The sequence below is a fragment of the Amycolatopsis sp. NPDC104863 genome (assembly GCF_055582965.1).
In genome coordinates, this window is sequence record NZ_JBVJOW010000004.1 from 146,636 (window position 1) to 163,866 (window position 17,231).

A 17,231-nucleotide genomic window follows, 5' to 3' on the forward strand; every position below is an offset into this window, starting at 1 on the left:
CGGGTCCGCCCGGTTGGCAGAATGACCGGTCATGACCGCTGCGACCACCCCGAAGGGGGAGCGACGGCGCGCCGCGCTCGTCGAGGCCGCCGCGAAACTGCTCGTCGAGGGCGGGTTCGACGCCGTGCGGCACCGGGCGGTGGCCGAGCGGGCGGGCCTGCCGCTCGCGTCCACGACGTACTACTTCGACTCGCTGGAAGACCTGGTCACGGCGGCCGTCGAGCGCCATTCGAACGCCGAGCTGGCGGCGGGCCGCGCCCGGCTGGAGGAGCTCGCGACCCGCAACCGCGGGGTCCAGGCGACCGTCGAGCTGGTGCTGGAGATGCTGCTCGGGCCGGAGAGCGGTGACCCGGAGGCCGACGCCGAGGCGGTGCTCCTGCGGTACGAGCGGCTGGTCGCGACCGGCCGCCGTCCGTACCTGCGGCCGTTGATGCGCACGCTGTCGGTCCAGCTCAACGAGCTGCTGACGGAGATCTTCGCCCGCTCGGGCACCCCGGTGAGCGAGGCCCAGCTCGAGCGGCTGGTGGCCCTGGTCGACGGCGCCGTCGTCAACGCGCTGATCGCGGTCGACCCGGAGCCGCGTGCGGCGGCCGCCCGGATGCTGCAGACCGCCCTCGAGCCGGCGGGTCAGGACCGCGTGCGCTGAGCCTTCGCCAGGTCGTCGCGTGACTTCGTGACCAGGGCGAGCATCGCCTGCTCGGCGGCGGCCGGGTCACCCGCGACGATCGCGTCGAACACCTTCCGGTGGCTCGGGACCGGGTCCTCCGCCGCCGACGCGCCGTGCACCAGCTTGTCGCGCTCGGCCAGGCCGATCGCGATGACCCGTTCCATCCGCATCAGGAAGTTGTTGTGGGTGGCGGTCATCAGCCGCCGGTGGAAGGCCAGGTCGGCCTGGACGCTCGCCTCGGCGTCGTCGCCGGCCGCCGCCATGTCGGTCAGCGCCTCGCGCAGGGAGTCGAGGTCCTCCTCGGACGCGCGTTCGGCGGCGATCCGCGCCGCGGCGGGTTCGACGACCGCGCGGACCTCGGTGAGCTCGTCGAGCAGGCCCGGGTCGTCGGCGGCCGCGGTCTGCCAGCGCATGACGTCGGCGTCGAGCATGTTCCACTTCTCGCGCGGCTGGACGAAAGTGCCGCGCTTCTGCCGCGCGTCGATCATGCCCTTCGCGGCCAGCACCTTCAGCGCCTCGCGCAACGCGGTCAGGCTGATGTCGAGCTCTTCGCGCAGCGCGGGCAGGTCGAGGACGGTGCCCTCGCCCCACTCGTCGGAGAGGATCCGGCTGGCCAGTGCCTCCACGGTCTGGCCGTGCAACCCGCGTGGCCGGTGTTCGGTCAATGGAGGGGCCCTCTCAGCTGGCGGACTGGCGGAAGGTCATCCTACGCTGCCCGCTTAGTCATCATAAATTATGAATACATCTTGACAGCGGCGTCGCCCGGTTGCACTCTTTGGCAGCAGTCACGCCCGTGCGGGCACCACGACAGTGCACATGACAAAGGGGTCACGACATGACGAGTGCAGGCCTGTCCCGCCGTCGTTTCCTGCGCAACGCGAGCCTGGCCGGGCTGGGCGCGATCGGGTCGTCCAGCTTCCTCGCCGCCTGCGCCACTTCCGCGTCCAACGGCCCGGTCAAGCAGGCCGCCGGCGCGGTCACCGTCCAGTCGAACCTCTCTTCGCCCGAAGCGAAGAAGGCGATCGAGGCGCTGGCCAAGGCGTTCGGCGAGAAGGGCGGCGCGACGGCGACGGTGAACACCGTGGCGTCGGAGACCTTCCGCACCCAGCTCCCCAGCTACCTCACCGCGGCCAACCCGCCCGACACCTTCACCTGGTACCCGGGTTCGCTGCTGTCGGGCTACGCGCGCAAGGGCCTGCTGCTCGACGTCGGCGACGTCTGGCAGACCATGGGCAACTACAGCCCGGCCTTCCGCACCCTCTCCGGCGACGGCGCCGGGCACCAGGTCTTCGTCCCGACGTCGTACTACTGGTGGGGCTTCTTCTACCGGAAGTCGAACTTCGCGAAGTGGGGCGTGCAGCCGCCGACCAACTGGAGCGAGTTCCTCGCCCTGTGCGAAACGTTGAAGAGCAAGGGAATCGCGCCGATCGGCATGGGCGCCGGCGGCACCACGCCGTGGACCGCGTCGGCCTGGTTCGACTACCTGAACATCCGGATCAACGGCGCGCCGTTCCACCGCGAGCTGCTGGCCGGCAAGCAGCGCTTCGACGACCCGCGCGTCAAGAAGATCTTCGACCCGTGGCGCCAGGCGCTGCCCTACACCGACCCGAACGGCACCGCGATCGCGTTCCAGGACGCCACGACGGTGCTGCTCCAGGGCCGCACCGGGATGATCCTGACCGGCACCTTCTTCGCCGACGCCGCCCCGAAGGACGCCCTCGACGACCTCGACTTCTTCCAGTTCCCGATCCTCGACCCGGCGGTGCCGGTGGCCGAAGAGGGCCCGACCGACGGCTTCTTCGCCAGCGCGCGCACGCCGCACGTCGCCGAGGTCAAGGAATGGTTCAAGTACGCCGCGACGGCCGAGGCGCAGGAGCTCTACATCAAGAACTCCTCCGGCACGGTCCTGCCGACCAACCCGGACGCCAAGGACAACGGCACGCCGTTGGTCCAAAAAGGACGGAAGCTGCTCGCCGACGCCAAGGAGATCACGCAGTTCTTCAACCGCGACTCCTCCGACGCGCTGCAGCCGACCGCCGACGCGGCGCTGATCCGGTTCATCCAGAAGCCGAACGAGCTCGACTCGATCCTGGCCGACTGGCAGACCGCCGCGCAGAAGGTCTGGCAGTCCTGAGATGGCGGTGCTGACCGCGGAACGGCCGAAGACGGCGGCGCGCGCCCCGAAGCGCCGTCGCCGGATCTCACCCGTGCTGCTGGCGTTCGTCCTGGTGCCCCTCGTGGTCGAGGGGTTCTGGGTGTTCTGGCCCGCGCTGCAGGGGTTCTACCTGTCGCTGACGAACTGGGACGGCGTCTCCGCACCCGAGTTCGTCGGCCTCGGGAACTTCGCCGAGATGTTCTCCGACGACATCTTCGGCACGGCGGCGCTGGACACGGTGATCTGGATCGTGCTCTTCGGCGGCCTCTCGGCCGTCGGCGGGCTCGCGCTGGCGACGTTGCTGCAGAAGGAACGCCGTGGTGTCGGCTTCTATCGCGCGGCGTTGTTCACACCGGTGGTGTTCTCACTGGTCGCGACGTCGCTGATCTGGCAGGTGATCTACCAGCCGGACGGCGTGTTCAACAAGGTGCTCGGCGCGATCGGGCTCGGCAGCTGGCAGCACTCGTGGCTCGCCGACCCGAAGACGGCGTTGTACGCGGTGCTCGTGCCCGCGCTGTGGCGGCAGCTCGGGTACGTGATGGTGCTGTACCTGGCCGGGCTCAAGGGCATCGACCCGGTGCTGTACGAGGCGGCCAAACTGGACGGCGCCACGGCTTGGCAGCAGTTCCGCAACGTCACCTGGCCGCAGCTGCGCAGCGTCAACTCCGTGGTCCTGTCGGTGATCATCATCGATTCGCTGCGCTCGTTCGACGTTGTGTGGTCGATGACCAAGGGCGGGCCGTACCACTCGTCCGAGCTGCTCAGCACGTACATGTACGCGACGGCGTTCCAGTCGCTGCGGCTCGGGTACGCGTCCGCGCTGGCCGTGGTGATCTTCGTGCTGGCGTTCGGCGTGATCGTCACCTATCTCGTGCGCGCATTCCGGGAGGACTCGTGAGGAAGACGCGGACCGCGGGCTTCCACCTGCTCGCGGGTGGACTCTCGGTGCTGTGGCTGCTGCCGATCGCGCTGGTGCTCACCACGAGCGTCCGGTCCTTTTCGGACATCGCCTCGAACGGCCTGGGCGCGCTGCCGGCGTCGTTCTCCCTCGACGGCTTCGGCCAGGCGTGGGGTGAGGGCGGCGGCGGGCACGCGATGCTCAACAGCCTGATCGTGACGATCCCGACCGTGCTGCTGTCCCTGCTGCTCAGCGCGGCGGCGGCGTTCGCGCTGAGCCGCTACCAGATTCCGTTGCGGCGCACGATCATCCTCGTGATGCTGTCGGGCAACCTGCTGCCGCCGCAGATCCTGCTGGTGCCGGTGGCGAAGCTGTCGGAGCTGCTCGGCATCTACGACACGCTGACGGCACTGATCATCGTGCAGGTCGGGTTCGGCCTGGGCTTTTACACGTTCGTGCTGCAGGGGTTCATGCGGTCGATCCCGGACGAGATCCAGCAGGCGGCGCTGATCGACGGCGCCGGCGTCGTGCAGATCTTCGCGCGGATCATCCTGCCGATGACCCGCCCGGCGCTGGCGGCGCTCGGCGCGCTCGCCTTCACCTGGACGTTCAACGACCTGCTGTGGTCGATCACCGTGCTGCGCACCGGCACGGTGATGCCGGTGACACCGGCGCTGCTCGGCCTGCAGGGCCAGTACGTGTCCAACTGGAACGTGATCGCGGCGGGCTCGGTCATCGCGGCCGTGCCGACCGTGGCCGTGTTCCTCCGGTTCCAGAAGCACTTCATCTCGGGCCTGGCGATCGGGGCGATCAAGTGACGTGGACCGTGACCATGAAGTCCACTTCGTACACCGTGGCGCTGGACCCGTCGTCCCGCTGGGCCGAGCTCGTGGCGTGGGGCCCGCACGGGATCGAGGACGGGCCGTCGGTCTTCACGAACGCGGGCTCGGTGCACTTCATCACCGAGGCGGACGCGGCGCCGGTCGAATACGCGCCGCTGGGCCTGCGCCCGTTCTCCGGCGCGGACGTCTCGGTGCGCGGCGGCTCGTGGTGGCGCTTCGACGGCGCGTCCACGGATCCCGACCTGCGCTTGTCCTTTGTGGACGAGCTGGCCGGACTGCGTGCGGTGCTCTGCTACCGCGGCTCGGCCGAGACGGACGTGCTGACCCGCTGGGTCGAGTTCACGAACACGGGCTCGTCGGTCCTGGAGTTCGACCGCCTCGGCTCGGCGGGCGTGTGCATCCCCACGTCCGGCGCGGCCCGGCTGACGTACCTGACCGGCCAGTGGTCGCAGGAGTTCACCCGGCAGTCGCTCGAGCTGGCGGCCGGCGGGTTCCGGATGGAGAGCCGCTTCGGCGTGCCGGGGCACGCGCACGTGCCGTGGCTGGCGGTGCAGGACGCCGCCGGCGGTCCCGCTTACGGCGTCTCCTTGGCGTGGCCGGGTTCGTGGTCCATCGAGGCCGATGTCGAGCCTTCCCGCCTGACGCGCGTCCGAGCGGGCCGGTTGCCTTCGCCGGGGCCGGTGCTTCTCGAGCCCGGAGCCTCTCTGGTGACACCCGCGCTCGCGCTCGCGTCCAGTGTGGACGGTTTGGCCGGCCTGGCGTCGGTGTGGCACGACCACGACCGCGTGCTGGCAGGTTCCCGCTGGCGGCGGCCGCGTCCGGTGCTCTACAACTCGTGGGAAGCCACGGGCTTCGACGTTCAGAGCGCACACCAGCTGGAGCTGGCGAAGCGGGCGGCCGACATCGGTGTTGAGCTGTTCGTCGTCGACGACGGCTGGTTCGTGGGCCGCGACGACGACACGGGCGGCCTCGGTGACTGGACCCCGGCGGAGGAGTCGTTCGGCGAGTTCGTCGACTCGGTGCGTGAGCTGGGCCTGGAGTTCGGGCTGTGGGTCGAGCCGGAGGCGGTGAGCCCGAAGTCGCGGCTGTACGCGTCGCACCCGGACTGGGTGTACCGCATCGACGGCCGCCCGGCGACGTTGATCCGCAACCAGCTGCTGCTGGACCTGGGGCTGCCCGACGTCGTCTCGTTCATCAAGTCCACTTTGGACTCACTGTTGTCGGCGTACCCGATCTCGTACCTGAAGTGGGACATGAACCGCCCGCCGACGGAACGCGGCCGCCCGGGTTCCCCTGCCGCGGACCTGGACGCCGAGCACGTCGCGGGGTACCTGTCGGTGCTGGACCACCTGCGTGCTCGTCATCCGCACGTCACGATCGAGGCCTGCGCCGGTGGTGGCGGCCGCACGGACCTGGCGACGGTCGCACGCACCGACGTCGTCTGGCCGAGCGACAACACGGGTCCGCTCGATCGCCTCGCCATCCAGGACGGCTTCCTGCTGATGCACGCGCCGCACCTGATGAGCTCCTGGGTGACGGACTCCCCGGGGGTGTTCGACCCGCGCCCGCGGTCACTGCGCTTCCGGTTCGTCACGGCCATGGCGGGCGTGCTGGGCATCGGCGCGGACCTGTCCCAGTGGACGTCCTCGCAGCACACCGAGGCGGCGTCGCTGATCGCGGTCTACAAGTCGATCCGCGACGTCATCCACCACGGCGACGCCCGGGTCCTGCACGGGCCTTCCGAACCGACGGCGGCGACCCAGTACACGTCCGAGGACGCTGACACGGTGGTCGTCCTGGCGTGGAGCACGGGTGCGCTGACCGGCGCGCCGCTGGTCCCGGGCCGCTCGTCGCGGGTGCGGCTGGACGTGTTGCCCGGCTCGTCCTATGTGGACGAATCGGGGGCCCGCTACTCAGGCGCGCACCTGAAGCACGCGGGCCTCCCGTTCGACTGGACGGCGGAACACGACGCCGACGTCGTCGTTTTACGCCGGCTCGAGTAGCAGCTTCGCGGCCGCCGCGGTTCCGTCGGTGCGGACCGTGGTGGCCACCTCGGCGGCCTTGGCCCGCGCGGCCAGGGCCGTCCCGAGCGCCGTCGTCAGGGACTCCGTCGTCGGCGCCGGACCGTCGTGCGCGACGCCGATGCCCAGCTCCGCGACCCGGCTCGCCCAGTAGGGCTGGTCGGTGGCCTGCGGGACCACGACCTGCGGCACGCCGGCGCGCGCCGCCGTGGTGGTGGTGCCGGCGCCGCCGTGGTGCACGACGGCGGCGGTGCGCGGGAAGAGCGCCTGGTGGTTGACCTCGTCGACGGCGAAGACGTCGTCGCCGGCCACCGTCAGGCCGGCCCAGCCGCGCTTGAGCACCAGACGACGGCCGTGCGCCCGCACCGCCGCGACAGCGACCTCGGCGACGTCCGCGGCGGCGTGCATCGGCATGCTCCCGAAACCGACGTACACCGGAGGCTCGCCGGCGTCGAGGAACGCCGCCAGGTCGTCCGGCAGCGGGCGTTCGTCGGGGACGGTCCACGCGCCGGTCTGGACGACGTCGAGGTCGGCCGTGGGCTGCCACGGGTCGAGGACCGGATCGGTCGCCAGCCACGGCCGCTTGCCGATGACGTACTCGCGGACGTCGTCCACTTCGGACAGCCCGTGCGCGACCCGGCTGGAGTTGAGGCCCGGGCCGAACAAGACGTTCATGCTCTCGCGGTCGAGGTCCCACAACGCCCGGTTGTCGGTGACGCCCGCCGGGTGCGGCCGCCCGGGGTAGGCCAGCGGCGCGTGGTGCGGCGACGGCAGCGTGACCTTCTGGAAGGCGACGTAGACCGACCGGACCCCGGCCAGCTCGGCGACGGAAAGCGCCCCGGCGGCGGTCGGCATCATGCCGGTGGCGACCACGACGTCGCAGCCCTCGACGGCCTCGGGCATGACGTCGAACTGCGCGGCGATCAGCTGCGCGGCCCGCTCGGGCAGCGAAGACGGCGGCGGCGCGGCCTTGGTCAAGGCCTTCGCGGACGGCCCGACGGCGACAAGCGGAACGTCGATGGAGGCGAGCCGCGCCACGAAGTCGTCGTCCGGCGGTGCGCAGACCGTGACCTCGGCGCCCAGCTCCCGCAACCGGACGGCGAACGCGACCAACGGCTCGACGTCCCCGCGCGAACCGTAGGTGGACAGCAGAACACGCATGGTGAATCCCCCTGTTTCTCGTCAGGACGGTGATTCTGCTGGAGCCCGGGGGGCTTGCCGCAAGCCCGGGGGTGCGCTATACGTTGAGTACGAGGGAGGTCGTGGTGTCCGCAGTGGACTGGCACGCCGTTCCCGGACCACCCGGCCGGTACGAGCCGGACAGCGTCGGGCCCGCGTTGCGCGAGCTGGCGGCGGCCACGACGGTGCTCGAGGCTTCGGCGCCCAGCTCGGTGCTGGCCAACACCGGGCTCCTCCACGAGCACAGCGGCACGGTCTACCCCGCGGCGGTGTTCGCGGCGCCGGCCCTGCTGGACATCGTCGAACACGGGCCCCCGGTCGTCCGGGTGATCGCCGCGGACCTGCTGACACACGCCATGGAGCTCCGCCCGTCCGACGACCACCCGCGCGTCGCCGCGGCTCCCCTCTGCTGCGGGGTCGCGGCGCAGGTCCGGGCCCGCCGGCCCGCGCTCACCGGGTGGCCCGTGCTCCGGAAGGAGGCGGACCGGCACTGGCGGTTCGACGTCCGGGAGGTCCTGGCCGACGGCGCCGACACGGTCGCGTTCGGCACCCTGGGCGGCCGGCTTCCGCCCGGCGTCCACAGCGCCGGGCGGCGCGGCGGCGCACCGGTGGCCGTCCGCCTGGAGGACGGCGACCTGCGTGTGATCGGCGCCGTCGTGGAAGCCGGCGAGCTGCTCTTCCCCGCGGAATGCGGCTCAGGGCAGTGAGACCGGCAGGACAAAGGTCGGCGAGCCCGTCGGGAAGCGGCGCAGCTCCGCGTCACCCGACGCCGTCAACGTGAACGCCGTGACCGCGTCCTCCGACTGGGCCGCCACGTAACAAGTCCCGTCCACCAGGGCGAAGTGCCGCGGGTTCGCGCCGCACGGCTGGTCCGCCACGGCCACCGCGTCGTCGAGGGCGAACTCCGTCACGCAGTCCGGGCCTCGGTTCGACACGTACAGGCGCGTCTCGGTCCGCTCCAGGTGAGCCACCAGGTTGGGCGTCACGGAAGAAAGCGTCGACGGCGTCACCGACACCACCTCGAAAGCGCCCGGCGACGTCTCGCGGACGGTCACGAGCGTCCCGGCCAGCTCGCCGACCACATACGCCAGGTCGGTGCCCGGCCGCCGGACCAGCTGGCGCGGTCCGGTGCCCGGCGGCAGGGAGGACACCGCCAGCGGCTCCAGGGAGCCGTCGGATCGGAGCGTGTAGCTGCGGATCTCGTCCGTGCCCAGGTCGACCGCGCTCACGATGCCGTCGCCGGGGACCGCCATGTGGACGTGCGCCGCCTCCTGACGGTCCGCGTCCGGGCCGGTGCCGGTGTGCTGGACCAGCGCCGTCCGCGCCTCGATCGAGCCCGAGGAGGACAGCGAGAACACCGCGAGGCTGCCGCCGGTGTAGTTGGCGCACAGCAGGAACCGGCCGTCCGGGGTCACCGCCAGGTGACACGGGTGCGCGCCGCCCGTCTCGGCCGTGCCCAGCACCGAAAGCGCGCCCGAGCCGTCGAAGGAGAGCGCCGTCACCGCGCCGGTGGCCGTCTCGTTCGCCGCGTACAGCACCGGCAGCGACGGGTGCCGCGTCAGCCACGACGGTGACTCCATCGGCAGTGAGGCGACCTCCGTCAGCTCGCCCGAAGCCGACCGCGAGAACGTCGTGATCCCGGTGCCGTTCCCCGCTTCTCCGGTGTAGCACCCGACGAAGACCAGCTCAGCCATGCGCGCTCCTCAGCAGCTTCTCGACCCGGGCGGAGATCTCCGCGGTGGTGCCGCGGGTCAGCGCCGAGCCGATCCCGCAAGCGACCGCGCCCGCCGAGAGCCAGCGTGGCACGTCTTCGGGCGCGATGCCGCCGGTGGGTACCAGCGGCGCCTGCGGCAGCGCCGCCCGGACGTCCTTCACCCAGGACGGGCTCAGCGCGGAAGCCGGGAACACCTTCACCGCGTCGGCGCCTTCTTCCAGCGCGTGGACGATCTCGGTCACCGAACCGGCGCCCGGGAAGGCCGCCGCGCCGTACCGGTGAGCGGTGCGGATCACCGCGCTGTCCACCGACGGCGACACGAGGAACCGCGCGCCCGCGCGGATCGCGAGGACCGCCGACGCCTCGTCGAGCACCGTGCCGGCGCCGATCGTCGCGTCCGGATAGGCCGCGGTGAGCCCCGAGATCGCGTCCAGCGCGCCGGGGTTGGTCAGCGGCAGCTCGATCGAGCGCAGCCCGGCTTCGAGCGCCGCGCGGGCCGCCTCCACCGCGGACTCCGCGTCGTGCGTGCGCACGATCCCGACCACGCCCTGACGCAGCGCGTTCGCCGTGATCTCCCAGCGATAGGTCATCGGTCCACCTCCGTGCCGATCAGTGCCTTGGTGAGTTCGCCGCGGTCCGGAAGGCCTTCGAGGTCGGTCCGCGTGCCGACGACCAGCGCCGCGCAGGCCGCGCCCGCGCGCAGCGCCTCCGCCGGCTCGGCGCCGCGCAGCCACGCCGAGAGGTATCCGGACGTCAGCGCGTCACCCGCGCCGACCGGGTCGACAACCCGCGTGACCAGGCTCGGCTGCGACCACGAGCCGTCCGCGGTCACGGCCCGCGCGAGCTTGTCCCGCTGCTTGACGACAACCGTCTGCGCCCGGCCCGCGAGCAGCGCGTCCGGCGTCTGTCCGAGCAGTTCGAGCTCGTCCTCGCCGGCGAAGACGAGATCAGCCCTGGTCAGCAACGGCCCGACGGTCTCGCGCCACCGGTCCGGCTTGCCGAGCTTCACCCGGACGTTCGGGTCGAAGGACACCCACGCGCCCGAAGCTCGTGCGAGCGCGAAAAGCGTTTCGACGGCTTCGCGCGCCCCGTCGGACAGCATCGCCGTGATGCCGGAGACGTGCACGAGCCGCGCGCCGTCGAGGCCTGCTTCGCGGACGAAGGCGGCGGAGAGGCGCGAAGCCGCGGAGCCGCTTCGGTGGTACTCGACGGTCTCGGTGTCCCGGATCAGGAAGCCGGTGTACGCGTCCGGATCAACCGCGACGCGCGAGACGTCGACGTCGTCCGCACGCAGGGTCGCGAGCACGTGCGCGCCGGACGGGTCGTCGCCGACCCGGCTCAGCCAGCGGACGCGGTGCCCGAGCCGCGCGAGGCCGACCGCGACGTTCGTCTCGGCACCGGCGACGGACGAGGTGAAGGTGTGCGCGCGCCGCAGCGCGACGCCGGGCTCGGCGAGCAGCAGCCGCATCGCCTCGCCGAGAGTGACGACTTCGGTGTTCATCGGGGAGAGCATAGCGCGTGAAATCTTAATTTAGGATTTATTCTTGACGGAGGATCGCGCTCCCCGGCATGCTGCTCTCCGGCTTGGCTCGACGCTGTTTCATCGGAGAAGGGTGTCCGGCAACATGCTCAAGAGATCCCTAGCGGTCGTAGCGGCGGCAGCAGCCGCGCTCACCGCCATCGCGATCCCCGCACAGGCAACACCGGCCGTGGACCAAGGCGCTCCCGACTACTACGACAGCGGGGTCGCGAAGACCCCGTACATGGGCTGGAACACCTACTACGGCCTCGGCGCGCCCAGCGAGGCGTCGGTCAAGTCCGTCGCGGACTTCCTCGTCTCCAGCGGCCTGCGCGACGCCGGCTACCGGTACGTCTGGATCGACGGCGGCTGGACCGCCCCGGACCCGCGCGACGCGCACGGCAACCTCCTCGCGGACAGCGCGAAGTTCCCCAGTGGACTGTCCACTTTGGTCACCTACCTGCACGGCAAGGGGCTCAAGGCCGGCATCTACACCGACGCGGGCGCCTCCGACGGCAAGAACTGCGCGGCCGGCTCCGGCGGCCACTACGAGCAGGACACCAAGCGCTTCGCGAGCTGGAAGTTCGACGCCGTCAAGGTCGACTTCCTCTGCGGCATCGCCCAGAACCTCAAGCCCGCCGACGCGTTCACGCAGTTCAGCAAGGCCCTCGCGAAGGCGGGCCGACCGATGGTGCTGAACGTCTGCAACCCGGTCACCGACGAGTGGGGCACCCCGCACGGGCCCGACCAGGTCGCCGGCATCGCCTACAGCTACGGCCCGCTGGTCGCCGACTCCTGGCGCACCAGCACGGACATCGCGTTCGGCACGCCGTACGAGGGGATCTGGAAGGACGTCCTGCGCAACATGGACGCCAACGCCGCGCACCCCGAGGCGAACGGGCCGGGGCACTACAACGACCCCGACTACCTGATCCCGATGCGCAAGACCGAGCAGGGCACCTACGAGCTCAACGAGGAGGAGTCGACCACCCAGCTCGTCATGTGGGCGGAGATGGCCTCCCCGCTGATCATCGGCTCGGACCCGCGCACGCTCCCGGCGTCGATGATCGGCACGTTGAAGAACCCGGAGATCGTGGGGGTCAACCAGGACCGCCTCGGCACCCAGGGTGTCCGCGTCGCGACGACCGGCACCACCGACACCTACAGCAAGGTCCTCTCCCGCGACGGCGACCGCGCCGTGGTGCTGCTCAACCGCGGTGAGGCGCCGACGCAGATGACGCTGAACCTCGCCGACGCCGGGCTCAAGGGCCGGGTGTCCGTCCGCGACCTGCGCGCCCGCGCCGACCGCGGCACCGCGACCGGCTCGTACACCGTCACCGTGCCCGCGCACGGCACGGCGTTCCTGCGCCTGCACGGCACCGACCTCGTCCCGGGTGACGACCTCGGTGGCGACGCGTCCGCCAGCCCGGCGATCGTCCGCACCGGCGGCAAGACGGTGACGTTCTTCCGTGACCAGAACGGCTCCCTGCAGGTCAAGGGCCTCGACGGGCCGCGTCAGGTCGGCGGCAAGTTCCTCGGCCAGCCCGCCGCGGTCGCGACGTCCGCCGGCATCGACGTCTACGTCCGCGGGCTCGACAACGCCCTCTACCAGCGGAGCTACTCGAAGCGCTGGAGCGACTGGAAGCGGCTCGGCGGCACGCTCACCGACTCGCCGTCCGTGACCACCGACGGGACGGTCTTCGTCCGCGGCGCCGACGGCCAGGTCTGGCAGCGGACCAGCGCCGGTCAGTGGTCCGGTCTCGGCGCGCCCGGCGGCAAGCCGATCTACGGCCGGCCCGGCGCGGCGACGTCCACCAGCGGCACGGTCGTCGCGGTCCGCACGGCGGACGACAGCGTCTGGGCCCGCACGAAGACCGGCGACACGTGGTCGGACTGGACCGGCATCGGCGGCACGGTCAGCAGCAGCCCCACGCTGGTCGCCGTCGGCGCGAAGGTCGCGCTCACCGCGTCCGCGAGCGACTACTCGCTGTGGGCCAACGACTGGTCCGGCTCCTGGGCGGGCTGGTTCAAGCGGCCGGAGTACCCGAGCGGGAGCATCGTGGGAACCCTCGGCGCCGCGTCCGACGGCGCGTCGCTGTGGTTCGCCGCCCGCGGACCGGACGACCATGTCCACGTAGCGAAGTTCTGACGAAGGAGCAGGCGATGTCCACGCGTACGGCGGTGGTGACCGGAGCGGCGTCCGGGATCGGGCTGGCAACGGCCCGGAAGCTGCTCGACGACGGCTACCGCGTGCTCGGCGTGGACATCGCCGAACTCCCCGACGGCGTCGTCCCGATCCGGGGCGACGTCGCCGACGAGGCGACCTGGGCGGACATCGGCGAGGTGGACGCCCTGGTCAGCAACGCCTACGTGCCCAGCACCGGGCCGCTGCACGAGCTCGGCCTCGACGGGTGGCGCCGCCAGCTCGACGTCAACCTCACCGGCACCTACCTCGCTCTGAAGGCCTGCCTGCCCTCGCTGCGGACCCGCGGCGGCGCGGTGGTGCTTGTCTCCTCGGTGCACGCGCACTTCGGCCTGCCGGGCCACCCCGCGTACGCCGCGAGCAAGGGCGCGCAGGTCGCGCTGGCCCGGCAGCTGGCCGTGGAGTACGCCCCCGACGTGCGGGTCAACTCCGTGCTGCCCGGGCCGGTGCTCACCGAGGCCTGGAACCGCATCTCGCCGGAGGACCGCGAACGCAGCGCCCGCGCGACGCCGGTGGGACGCCTCGGGCGGCCGGCCGAGGTCGCGGACGTGATCGCCTTCCTGCTTTCGGACGCGGCGTCGTTCGTCACCGGGGCCGAGCTGACCGTCGACGGTGGCTGGTCCGCCGCCAAGGATTCCGCGTAGATGGGGGACAACGGGTGAAGATCACCGGCATTGAAACGTTTCTGGTCGCGCCGCGCTGGCTGTTCCTCAAGGTCAGCACCGACGAGGGGATCAGCGGCTGGGGCGAGCCCGTGGTCGAGGGCCGCGCGGAGACCGTGCGCGCCGCCGTGCACGAGATGTCCGAGCTGCTGATCGGCCAGGACCCGCTACGCATCGAGGACCACTGGCAGGTGCTGCGCCGCGGCGGCTTCTACCGCGGCGGCCCGGTGCTCTCCAGCGCGCTGTCCGGCTTCGACCACGCGCTGTGGGACATCGCCGGCAAGGTCCGCAACGCACCGGTGCACGAGCTGCTCGGCGGCCCGGTCCGCGACCGCGTCCGCGTCTACAGCTGGGTCGGCGGCGACCGCCCGGCCGGCATCCGCGAGGCCGTCACCGCGCAGGTCGAGGCCGGGTTCACGGCGGTGAAGATGAACGTCGCCGGCCCGCTGACGGCGATCGCGTCCCCCGCCGAGGCCGAGGCGGCGGTGGCCCGCGCGTGGGAAGCCCGCGAGGCGCTCGGCCCGCACCGCGACCTCGCGATCGACTTCCACGGCCGCGTCTCACCCGCGATGGCCCGCCGCCTGGTCAAGCTCCTCGAAGACGTCCAGCCGATGTTCGTCGAGGAGCCGATCCTCCCGGAGACCCAAGGCGACGCGCTGCGTAAGGTCGTCGAGGCGTCGACGGTGCCGATCGCGGTCGGCGAGCGGCTCTACTCGCGCTGGGAGTTCAAGCCGGTGCTCGACGCCGGGGTCGCCGTCCTGCAGCCGGACCCGTCCCACGCCGGCGGCATCTCCGAGCTACGGCGCATCGGCGCGCTGGCCGAGATGTACGGCGCGTCGCTGGCGCCGCACTGCCCGCTCGGCCCGATCTCGCTGGCCGCGTCCCTGCAGGTCGCGTTCGCCACGCCGAACTTCCTGATCCAGGAGCAGAGCGTCGGCATGCACTACCACGAGGGCCAGGAGCACCAGTACCTCGTGGACTCCTCGATCTTCGCCTTCCGGGACGGGTACGCGGCCCGCCCGCTCGGGCCCGGCCTCGGCATCGAGGTCGACGAAGCCGCCGTCCGCCGCGCCGACGAGATCGGCCACGCGTGGCGCTCGCCGGTCTGGCGCCACGACGACGGCGGTCTCGCCGAATGGTGACCTGGCTGGAGCGCGGCGACCTGCGGCTCGGCCTGGTCCCGGAGCTGGGCGGCCGCCTGTTGTCGGTCCGGTACCAGGGCCGCGAGCTGCTGTGGCGCAACCCGGCGCTGCTCGGCGACGACCTGCGCGGCGCCTACGCCCCCAACTCCGGCCGGATGGGCGACTGGGTCAACTACGGCGGCGACAAGACCTGGCCCGCCCCGCAGGGCTGGGACGGTCCCGGCCAGTGGCCCGGCCCGCCCGACCCGGTGCTCGACTCGGGTCCGTACACCGCCGTGACCGATGGCGACACGGTGACCATGACCAGCGCACCGGACCCGCGAACCGGCCTGCGCCTGACCCGCGCCGTCACGATCCTCGACGACGGGTACGAGCTGCGGCTGTCCGCGGAGAACACCAGCCCACACCCGGTCCGCTGGGCCCTGTGGAACGTCACCCAGCTGCCCGGCGGCGAAATCGTGACCGCGGGCCTCCGGCGGCCCGGCGTCGTCGCGCTGGTCGCCGGAACCGGCACCCCTGAGTACACAGTGGACGGTGACCGTCTGGTCGTGCCGCCCCAGGACGTCGTCGGCAAGCTGGGCGTCCCGGGAACGGCGGGCTGGGTGACGTACGGGCCGCTGACGCTCGCGTTCGACGTCGACCCAGCGGGCGAGTACCCGGACGAGGGCTCGCCGCTCGAGATCTGGCTGGAGCACCCGCTTCCCGAGCCGCTGGCGTCGCTCGGCGACCTCGACCCGCCGGCGCGGATCGTCGAGCTGGAGGTCCTCGGCCCGCTGACGACGCTCGCGCCCGGCGCGTTCACGAGCCTGACGATCCGCGCCACGGTGGGCCCGTTTCTGGTTTCATGACGCGTGACCTTCACAGGCAGAACCCTTGTCGCGGCGGCGTTCGCGCTGGCGATCGCGGCCACGGTCCCAGTCACCGCGCACGCGGCTGACACTCCGCCCCCCGAGTGTCCCACCAACCTGGACTGCCGGTTCGTCCCGGCGGCCTACGACTGGTCGTCCGCGGACCACAGCAAACCCAACAACTACGGCAACTACGACCCGGCGAACCGGCCGGCCGACGGCAACCGGATCCGGTACATCGTCATCCACGACACCGAATCCCTGCCGACCAGCACGCTGAGCCCGTACGACCAGGCCATCGCGACGTTCCAGGACCCCCGGTCGGTGGGGAGCGCGCACTACGTCATCCGGTCGTCCGACGGCCAGGTCACGCAGATGGTGCAGACCAAGGACATCGCGTACCACGCCGCCAACTGGACGATGAACGAGCACTCGATCGGCATCGAGCACGAGGGCATCGCCGCGCAGGGCGGCACCTGGTACACCGAGCAGATGTACCGCGCTTCCGCGGACCTGGTGCGCTACCTGGCGGCGAAGTACCAGATCCCGCTGGACCGCCAGCACATCCTGGGGCACGAAGACGTCTCGCGGGAACGCACGCTGAACTTCTCGGCCGTGCACTGGGACCCGGGCCCGTACTGGGACTGGGCGCACTACATGGACCTGCTCGGCGCGCCGATCCGGGCCACCGGCGGACCGGCGAGCCAGGCCGTCACGATCAACCCGGACTACACGACCAACCAGCCCGCGATGACCAGCTGCGACAAGACCGGCGTCTGCACGCCGCTGCCCGCCCACGGCGCGAACTTCGTCCCCCTGCACACCGCGCCGGACGCGAACTCACCGCTGGTCACCGACCCGGTGGTGCACCCGGACGGCTCACCCGGCACAACGGCGATCGACGACTGGGGCGACAAGGCCGTCGCCGGCCGGACGTACGCGCTCGCCGGTCAGCAGGGTGACTGGACCGCCATCTGGTACGGCGGCCAGGAGGCCTGGTTCGCCAACCCGGGCCACTGCGTGGCGGTGCCCGCCCGTGCCGAGCGGGTGACCGCGCCCACCGGCGTCACGTCGGTGCCGCTGTACGGCCGCGCCTTCCCGGAGCAGCCGGAGTACCCGGCGGAGATCCCGTTCAACTCGCTGTGGACGGTCGCGCCGATCCCCTGGACGCTCCCGGCGGGGCAGAGCTACGTCGTGACCGGCACGTTCCAGGCGGAGAACTACTACGCCCGGTTCGACCCGGCGAACGTGCCTGCCAACCACACGCTCGTGACCGGCGCCACGAAGTACGTCCAGCTCTCCTACAACCACCGGGTCGTCTACGCGAAGGCGTCCGACGTCCGGGTCCTGCCGTAGTACCCGCAGGTGGCGGCCCTGCCGG

General features: G+C 71.7%; 16 protein-coding genes. 11 read left to right on the forward strand and 5 right to left on the reverse strand.

What is annotated here, in order from left to right:
• Positions 1-31: 31 nt before the first annotated feature.
• A complete protein-coding gene (locus ACZ63J_RS22125; RefSeq protein ID WP_465402775.1) occupies positions 32-646 on the forward strand; it encodes a TetR/AcrR family transcriptional regulator in 615 nt (204 codons plus the stop codon).
• On the opposite strand, the gene ACZ63J_RS22130 is transcribed toward ACZ63J_RS22125, so the two are convergent.
• Entirely contained in the window at positions 628-1,332 is a 705-nt protein-coding gene (locus ACZ63J_RS22130) for a FadR/GntR family transcriptional regulator (RefSeq protein WP_465312920.1), read from the reverse strand. The two genes, ACZ63J_RS22125 and ACZ63J_RS22130, sit on opposite strands and share 19 nt — an antisense overlap.
• A gap of 170 nt (positions 1,333-1,502) precedes the next feature.
• Here ACZ63J_RS22130 and ACZ63J_RS22135 point away from each other — a divergent pair, with 170 nt between their 5' ends.
• The 4 genes from ACZ63J_RS22135 to ACZ63J_RS22150 are packed head-to-tail and all read left to right on the forward strand — an operon-like array spanning position 1,503 to position 6,565.
• Positions 1,503-2,801, forward strand: coding sequence for an ABC transporter substrate-binding protein (locus ACZ63J_RS22135; protein WP_465402777.1), 1,299 nt, complete (start codon positions 1,503-1,505; stop codon positions 2,799-2,801).
• Position 2,802: 1 nt separating this feature from the next.
• Positions 2,803-3,720, forward strand: coding sequence for a carbohydrate ABC transporter permease (locus ACZ63J_RS22140; protein WP_465402779.1), 918 nt, complete (start codon positions 2,803-2,805; stop codon positions 3,718-3,720).
• On the forward strand, positions 3,717-4,538 hold the full coding sequence (locus ACZ63J_RS22145) for a carbohydrate ABC transporter permease (protein ID WP_465312923.1): 822 nt from the start codon (positions 3,717-3,719) through the stop codon (positions 4,536-4,538). The genes ACZ63J_RS22140 and ACZ63J_RS22145 overlap by 4 nt, the downstream gene beginning before the upstream one ends.
• Before the next feature lie 14 nt (positions 4,539-4,552).
• Positions 4,553-6,565, forward strand: a complete 2,013-nt coding sequence (locus ACZ63J_RS22150; protein WP_465402781.1) for an alpha-galactosidase — start codon at positions 4,553-4,555, stop codon at positions 6,563-6,565.
• On the opposite strand, the gene ACZ63J_RS22155 is transcribed toward ACZ63J_RS22150, so the two are convergent.
• Positions 6,548-7,744: a glycosyltransferase gene (locus ACZ63J_RS22155; RefSeq protein WP_465402783.1), complete on the reverse strand. Its 1,197-nt coding sequence runs from the start codon at positions 7,742-7,744 to the stop codon at positions 6,548-6,550. The genes ACZ63J_RS22150 and ACZ63J_RS22155 overlap by 18 nt on opposite strands.
• A 104-nt stretch (positions 7,745-7,848) precedes the next feature.
• On the opposite strand from ACZ63J_RS22155, the gene ACZ63J_RS22160 reads away from it, so the two are divergent.
• On the forward strand, positions 7,849-8,469 hold the full coding sequence (locus ACZ63J_RS22160; protein WP_465402785.1) for a hypothetical protein: 621 nt from the start codon (positions 7,849-7,851) through the stop codon (positions 8,467-8,469).
• Here ACZ63J_RS22160 and ACZ63J_RS22165 read toward each other — a convergent pair.
• Genes ACZ63J_RS22165 through ACZ63J_RS22175 form a run of 3 tightly spaced genes read right to left on the reverse strand, consistent with a single transcriptional unit; the run spans position 8,458 to position 10,977 of the window.
• The gene (locus ACZ63J_RS22165; RefSeq protein ID WP_465402786.1) at positions 8,458-9,456 is read right to left on the reverse strand and encodes a lactonase family protein; all 999 of its coding nucleotides are present in this window, start codon (positions 9,454-9,456) and stop codon (positions 8,458-8,460) included. The two genes, ACZ63J_RS22160 and ACZ63J_RS22165, sit on opposite strands and share 12 nt — an antisense overlap.
• Positions 9,449-10,066: a bifunctional 4-hydroxy-2-oxoglutarate aldolase/2-dehydro-3-deoxy-phosphogluconate aldolase gene (locus ACZ63J_RS22170; RefSeq protein ID WP_465333664.1), complete on the reverse strand. Its 618-nt coding sequence runs from the start codon at positions 10,064-10,066 to the stop codon at positions 9,449-9,451. Before ACZ63J_RS22170 ends, ACZ63J_RS22165 begins: the two co-directional genes overlap by 8 nt.
• Positions 10,063-10,977: a sugar kinase gene (locus ACZ63J_RS22175; protein WP_465402788.1), complete on the reverse strand. Its 915-nt coding sequence runs from the start codon at positions 10,975-10,977 to the stop codon at positions 10,063-10,065. Before ACZ63J_RS22175 ends, ACZ63J_RS22170 begins: the two co-directional genes overlap by 4 nt.
• A gap of 124 nt (positions 10,978-11,101) precedes the next feature.
• Here ACZ63J_RS22175 and ACZ63J_RS22180 point away from each other — a divergent pair, with 124 nt between their 5' ends.
• The 5 genes from ACZ63J_RS22180 to ACZ63J_RS22200 are packed head-to-tail and all read left to right on the forward strand — an operon-like array spanning position 11,102 to position 17,206.
• On the forward strand, positions 11,102-13,144 hold the full coding sequence (locus tag ACZ63J_RS22180; RefSeq protein WP_465402790.1) for a DUF8189 domain-containing protein: 2,043 nt from the start codon (positions 11,102-11,104) through the stop codon (positions 13,142-13,144).
• A gap of 14 nt (positions 13,145-13,158) precedes the next feature.
• Positions 13,159-13,842 (forward strand): SDR family NAD(P)-dependent oxidoreductase, encoded by a 684-nt coding sequence (locus tag ACZ63J_RS22185; protein WP_465402792.1) that lies wholly within the window; start codon positions 13,159-13,161, stop codon positions 13,840-13,842.
• Positions 13,843-13,856: 14 nt separating this feature from the next.
• Complete coding sequence (dgoD, locus tag ACZ63J_RS22190) at positions 13,857-15,002, forward strand: galactonate dehydratase (protein WP_465402794.1); 1,146 nt, start codon at positions 13,857-13,859, stop codon at positions 15,000-15,002.
• Positions 14,996-15,850 (forward strand): DUF4380 domain-containing protein, encoded by an 855-nt coding sequence (locus ACZ63J_RS22195; RefSeq protein WP_465402796.1) that lies wholly within the window; start codon positions 14,996-14,998, stop codon positions 15,848-15,850. The genes dgoD and ACZ63J_RS22195 overlap by 7 nt, the downstream gene beginning before the upstream one ends.
• Positions 15,851-15,853: 3 nt before the next feature.
• Positions 15,854-17,206, forward strand: coding sequence for an N-acetylmuramoyl-L-alanine amidase (locus tag ACZ63J_RS22200; protein WP_465402798.1), 1,353 nt, complete (start codon positions 15,854-15,856; stop codon positions 17,204-17,206).
• Positions 17,207-17,231 lie beyond the last annotated feature (25 nt).

Bases quoted from the DNA above. Each gene is read 5' to 3' on its own strand.
- ACZ63J_RS22125 (WP_465402775.1), top strand. From the start codon at position 32: ATGACCGCTGCGACCACCCCGAAGGGGGAGCGACGGCGCGCCGCGCTC.
- ACZ63J_RS22135 (WP_465402777.1), top strand. From the start codon at position 1,503: ATGACGAGTGCAGGCCTGTCCCGCCGTCGTTTCCTGCGCAACGCGAGC.
- ACZ63J_RS22140 (WP_465402779.1), top strand. From the start codon at position 2,803: ATGGCGGTGCTGACCGCGGAACGGCCGAAGACGGCGGCGCGCGCCCCG.
- ACZ63J_RS22150 (WP_465402781.1), top strand. From the start codon at position 4,553: ATGAAGTCCACTTCGTACACCGTGGCGCTGGACCCGTCGTCCCGCTGG.
- ACZ63J_RS22155 (WP_465402783.1), bottom strand. From the start codon at position 7,744: ATGCGTGTTCTGCTGTCCACCTACGGTTCGCGCGGGGACGTCGAGCCG.
- ACZ63J_RS22165 (WP_465402786.1), bottom strand. From the start codon at position 9,456: ATGGCTGAGCTGGTCTTCGTCGGGTGCTACACCGGAGAAGCGGGGAAC.
- ACZ63J_RS22170 (WP_465333664.1), bottom strand. From the start codon at position 10,066: ATGACCTATCGCTGGGAGATCACGGCGAACGCGCTGCGTCAGGGCGTG.
- ACZ63J_RS22175 (WP_465402788.1), bottom strand. From the start codon at position 10,977: ATGAACACCGAAGTCGTCACTCTCGGCGAGGCGATGCGGCTGCTGCTC.
- ACZ63J_RS22180 (WP_465402790.1), top strand. From the start codon at position 11,102: ATGCTCAAGAGATCCCTAGCGGTCGTAGCGGCGGCAGCAGCCGCGCTC.
- ACZ63J_RS22185 (WP_465402792.1), top strand. From the start codon at position 13,159: ATGTCCACGCGTACGGCGGTGGTGACCGGAGCGGCGTCCGGGATCGGG.
- ACZ63J_RS22195 (WP_465402796.1), top strand. From the start codon at position 14,996: ATGGTGACCTGGCTGGAGCGCGGCGACCTGCGGCTCGGCCTGGTCCCG.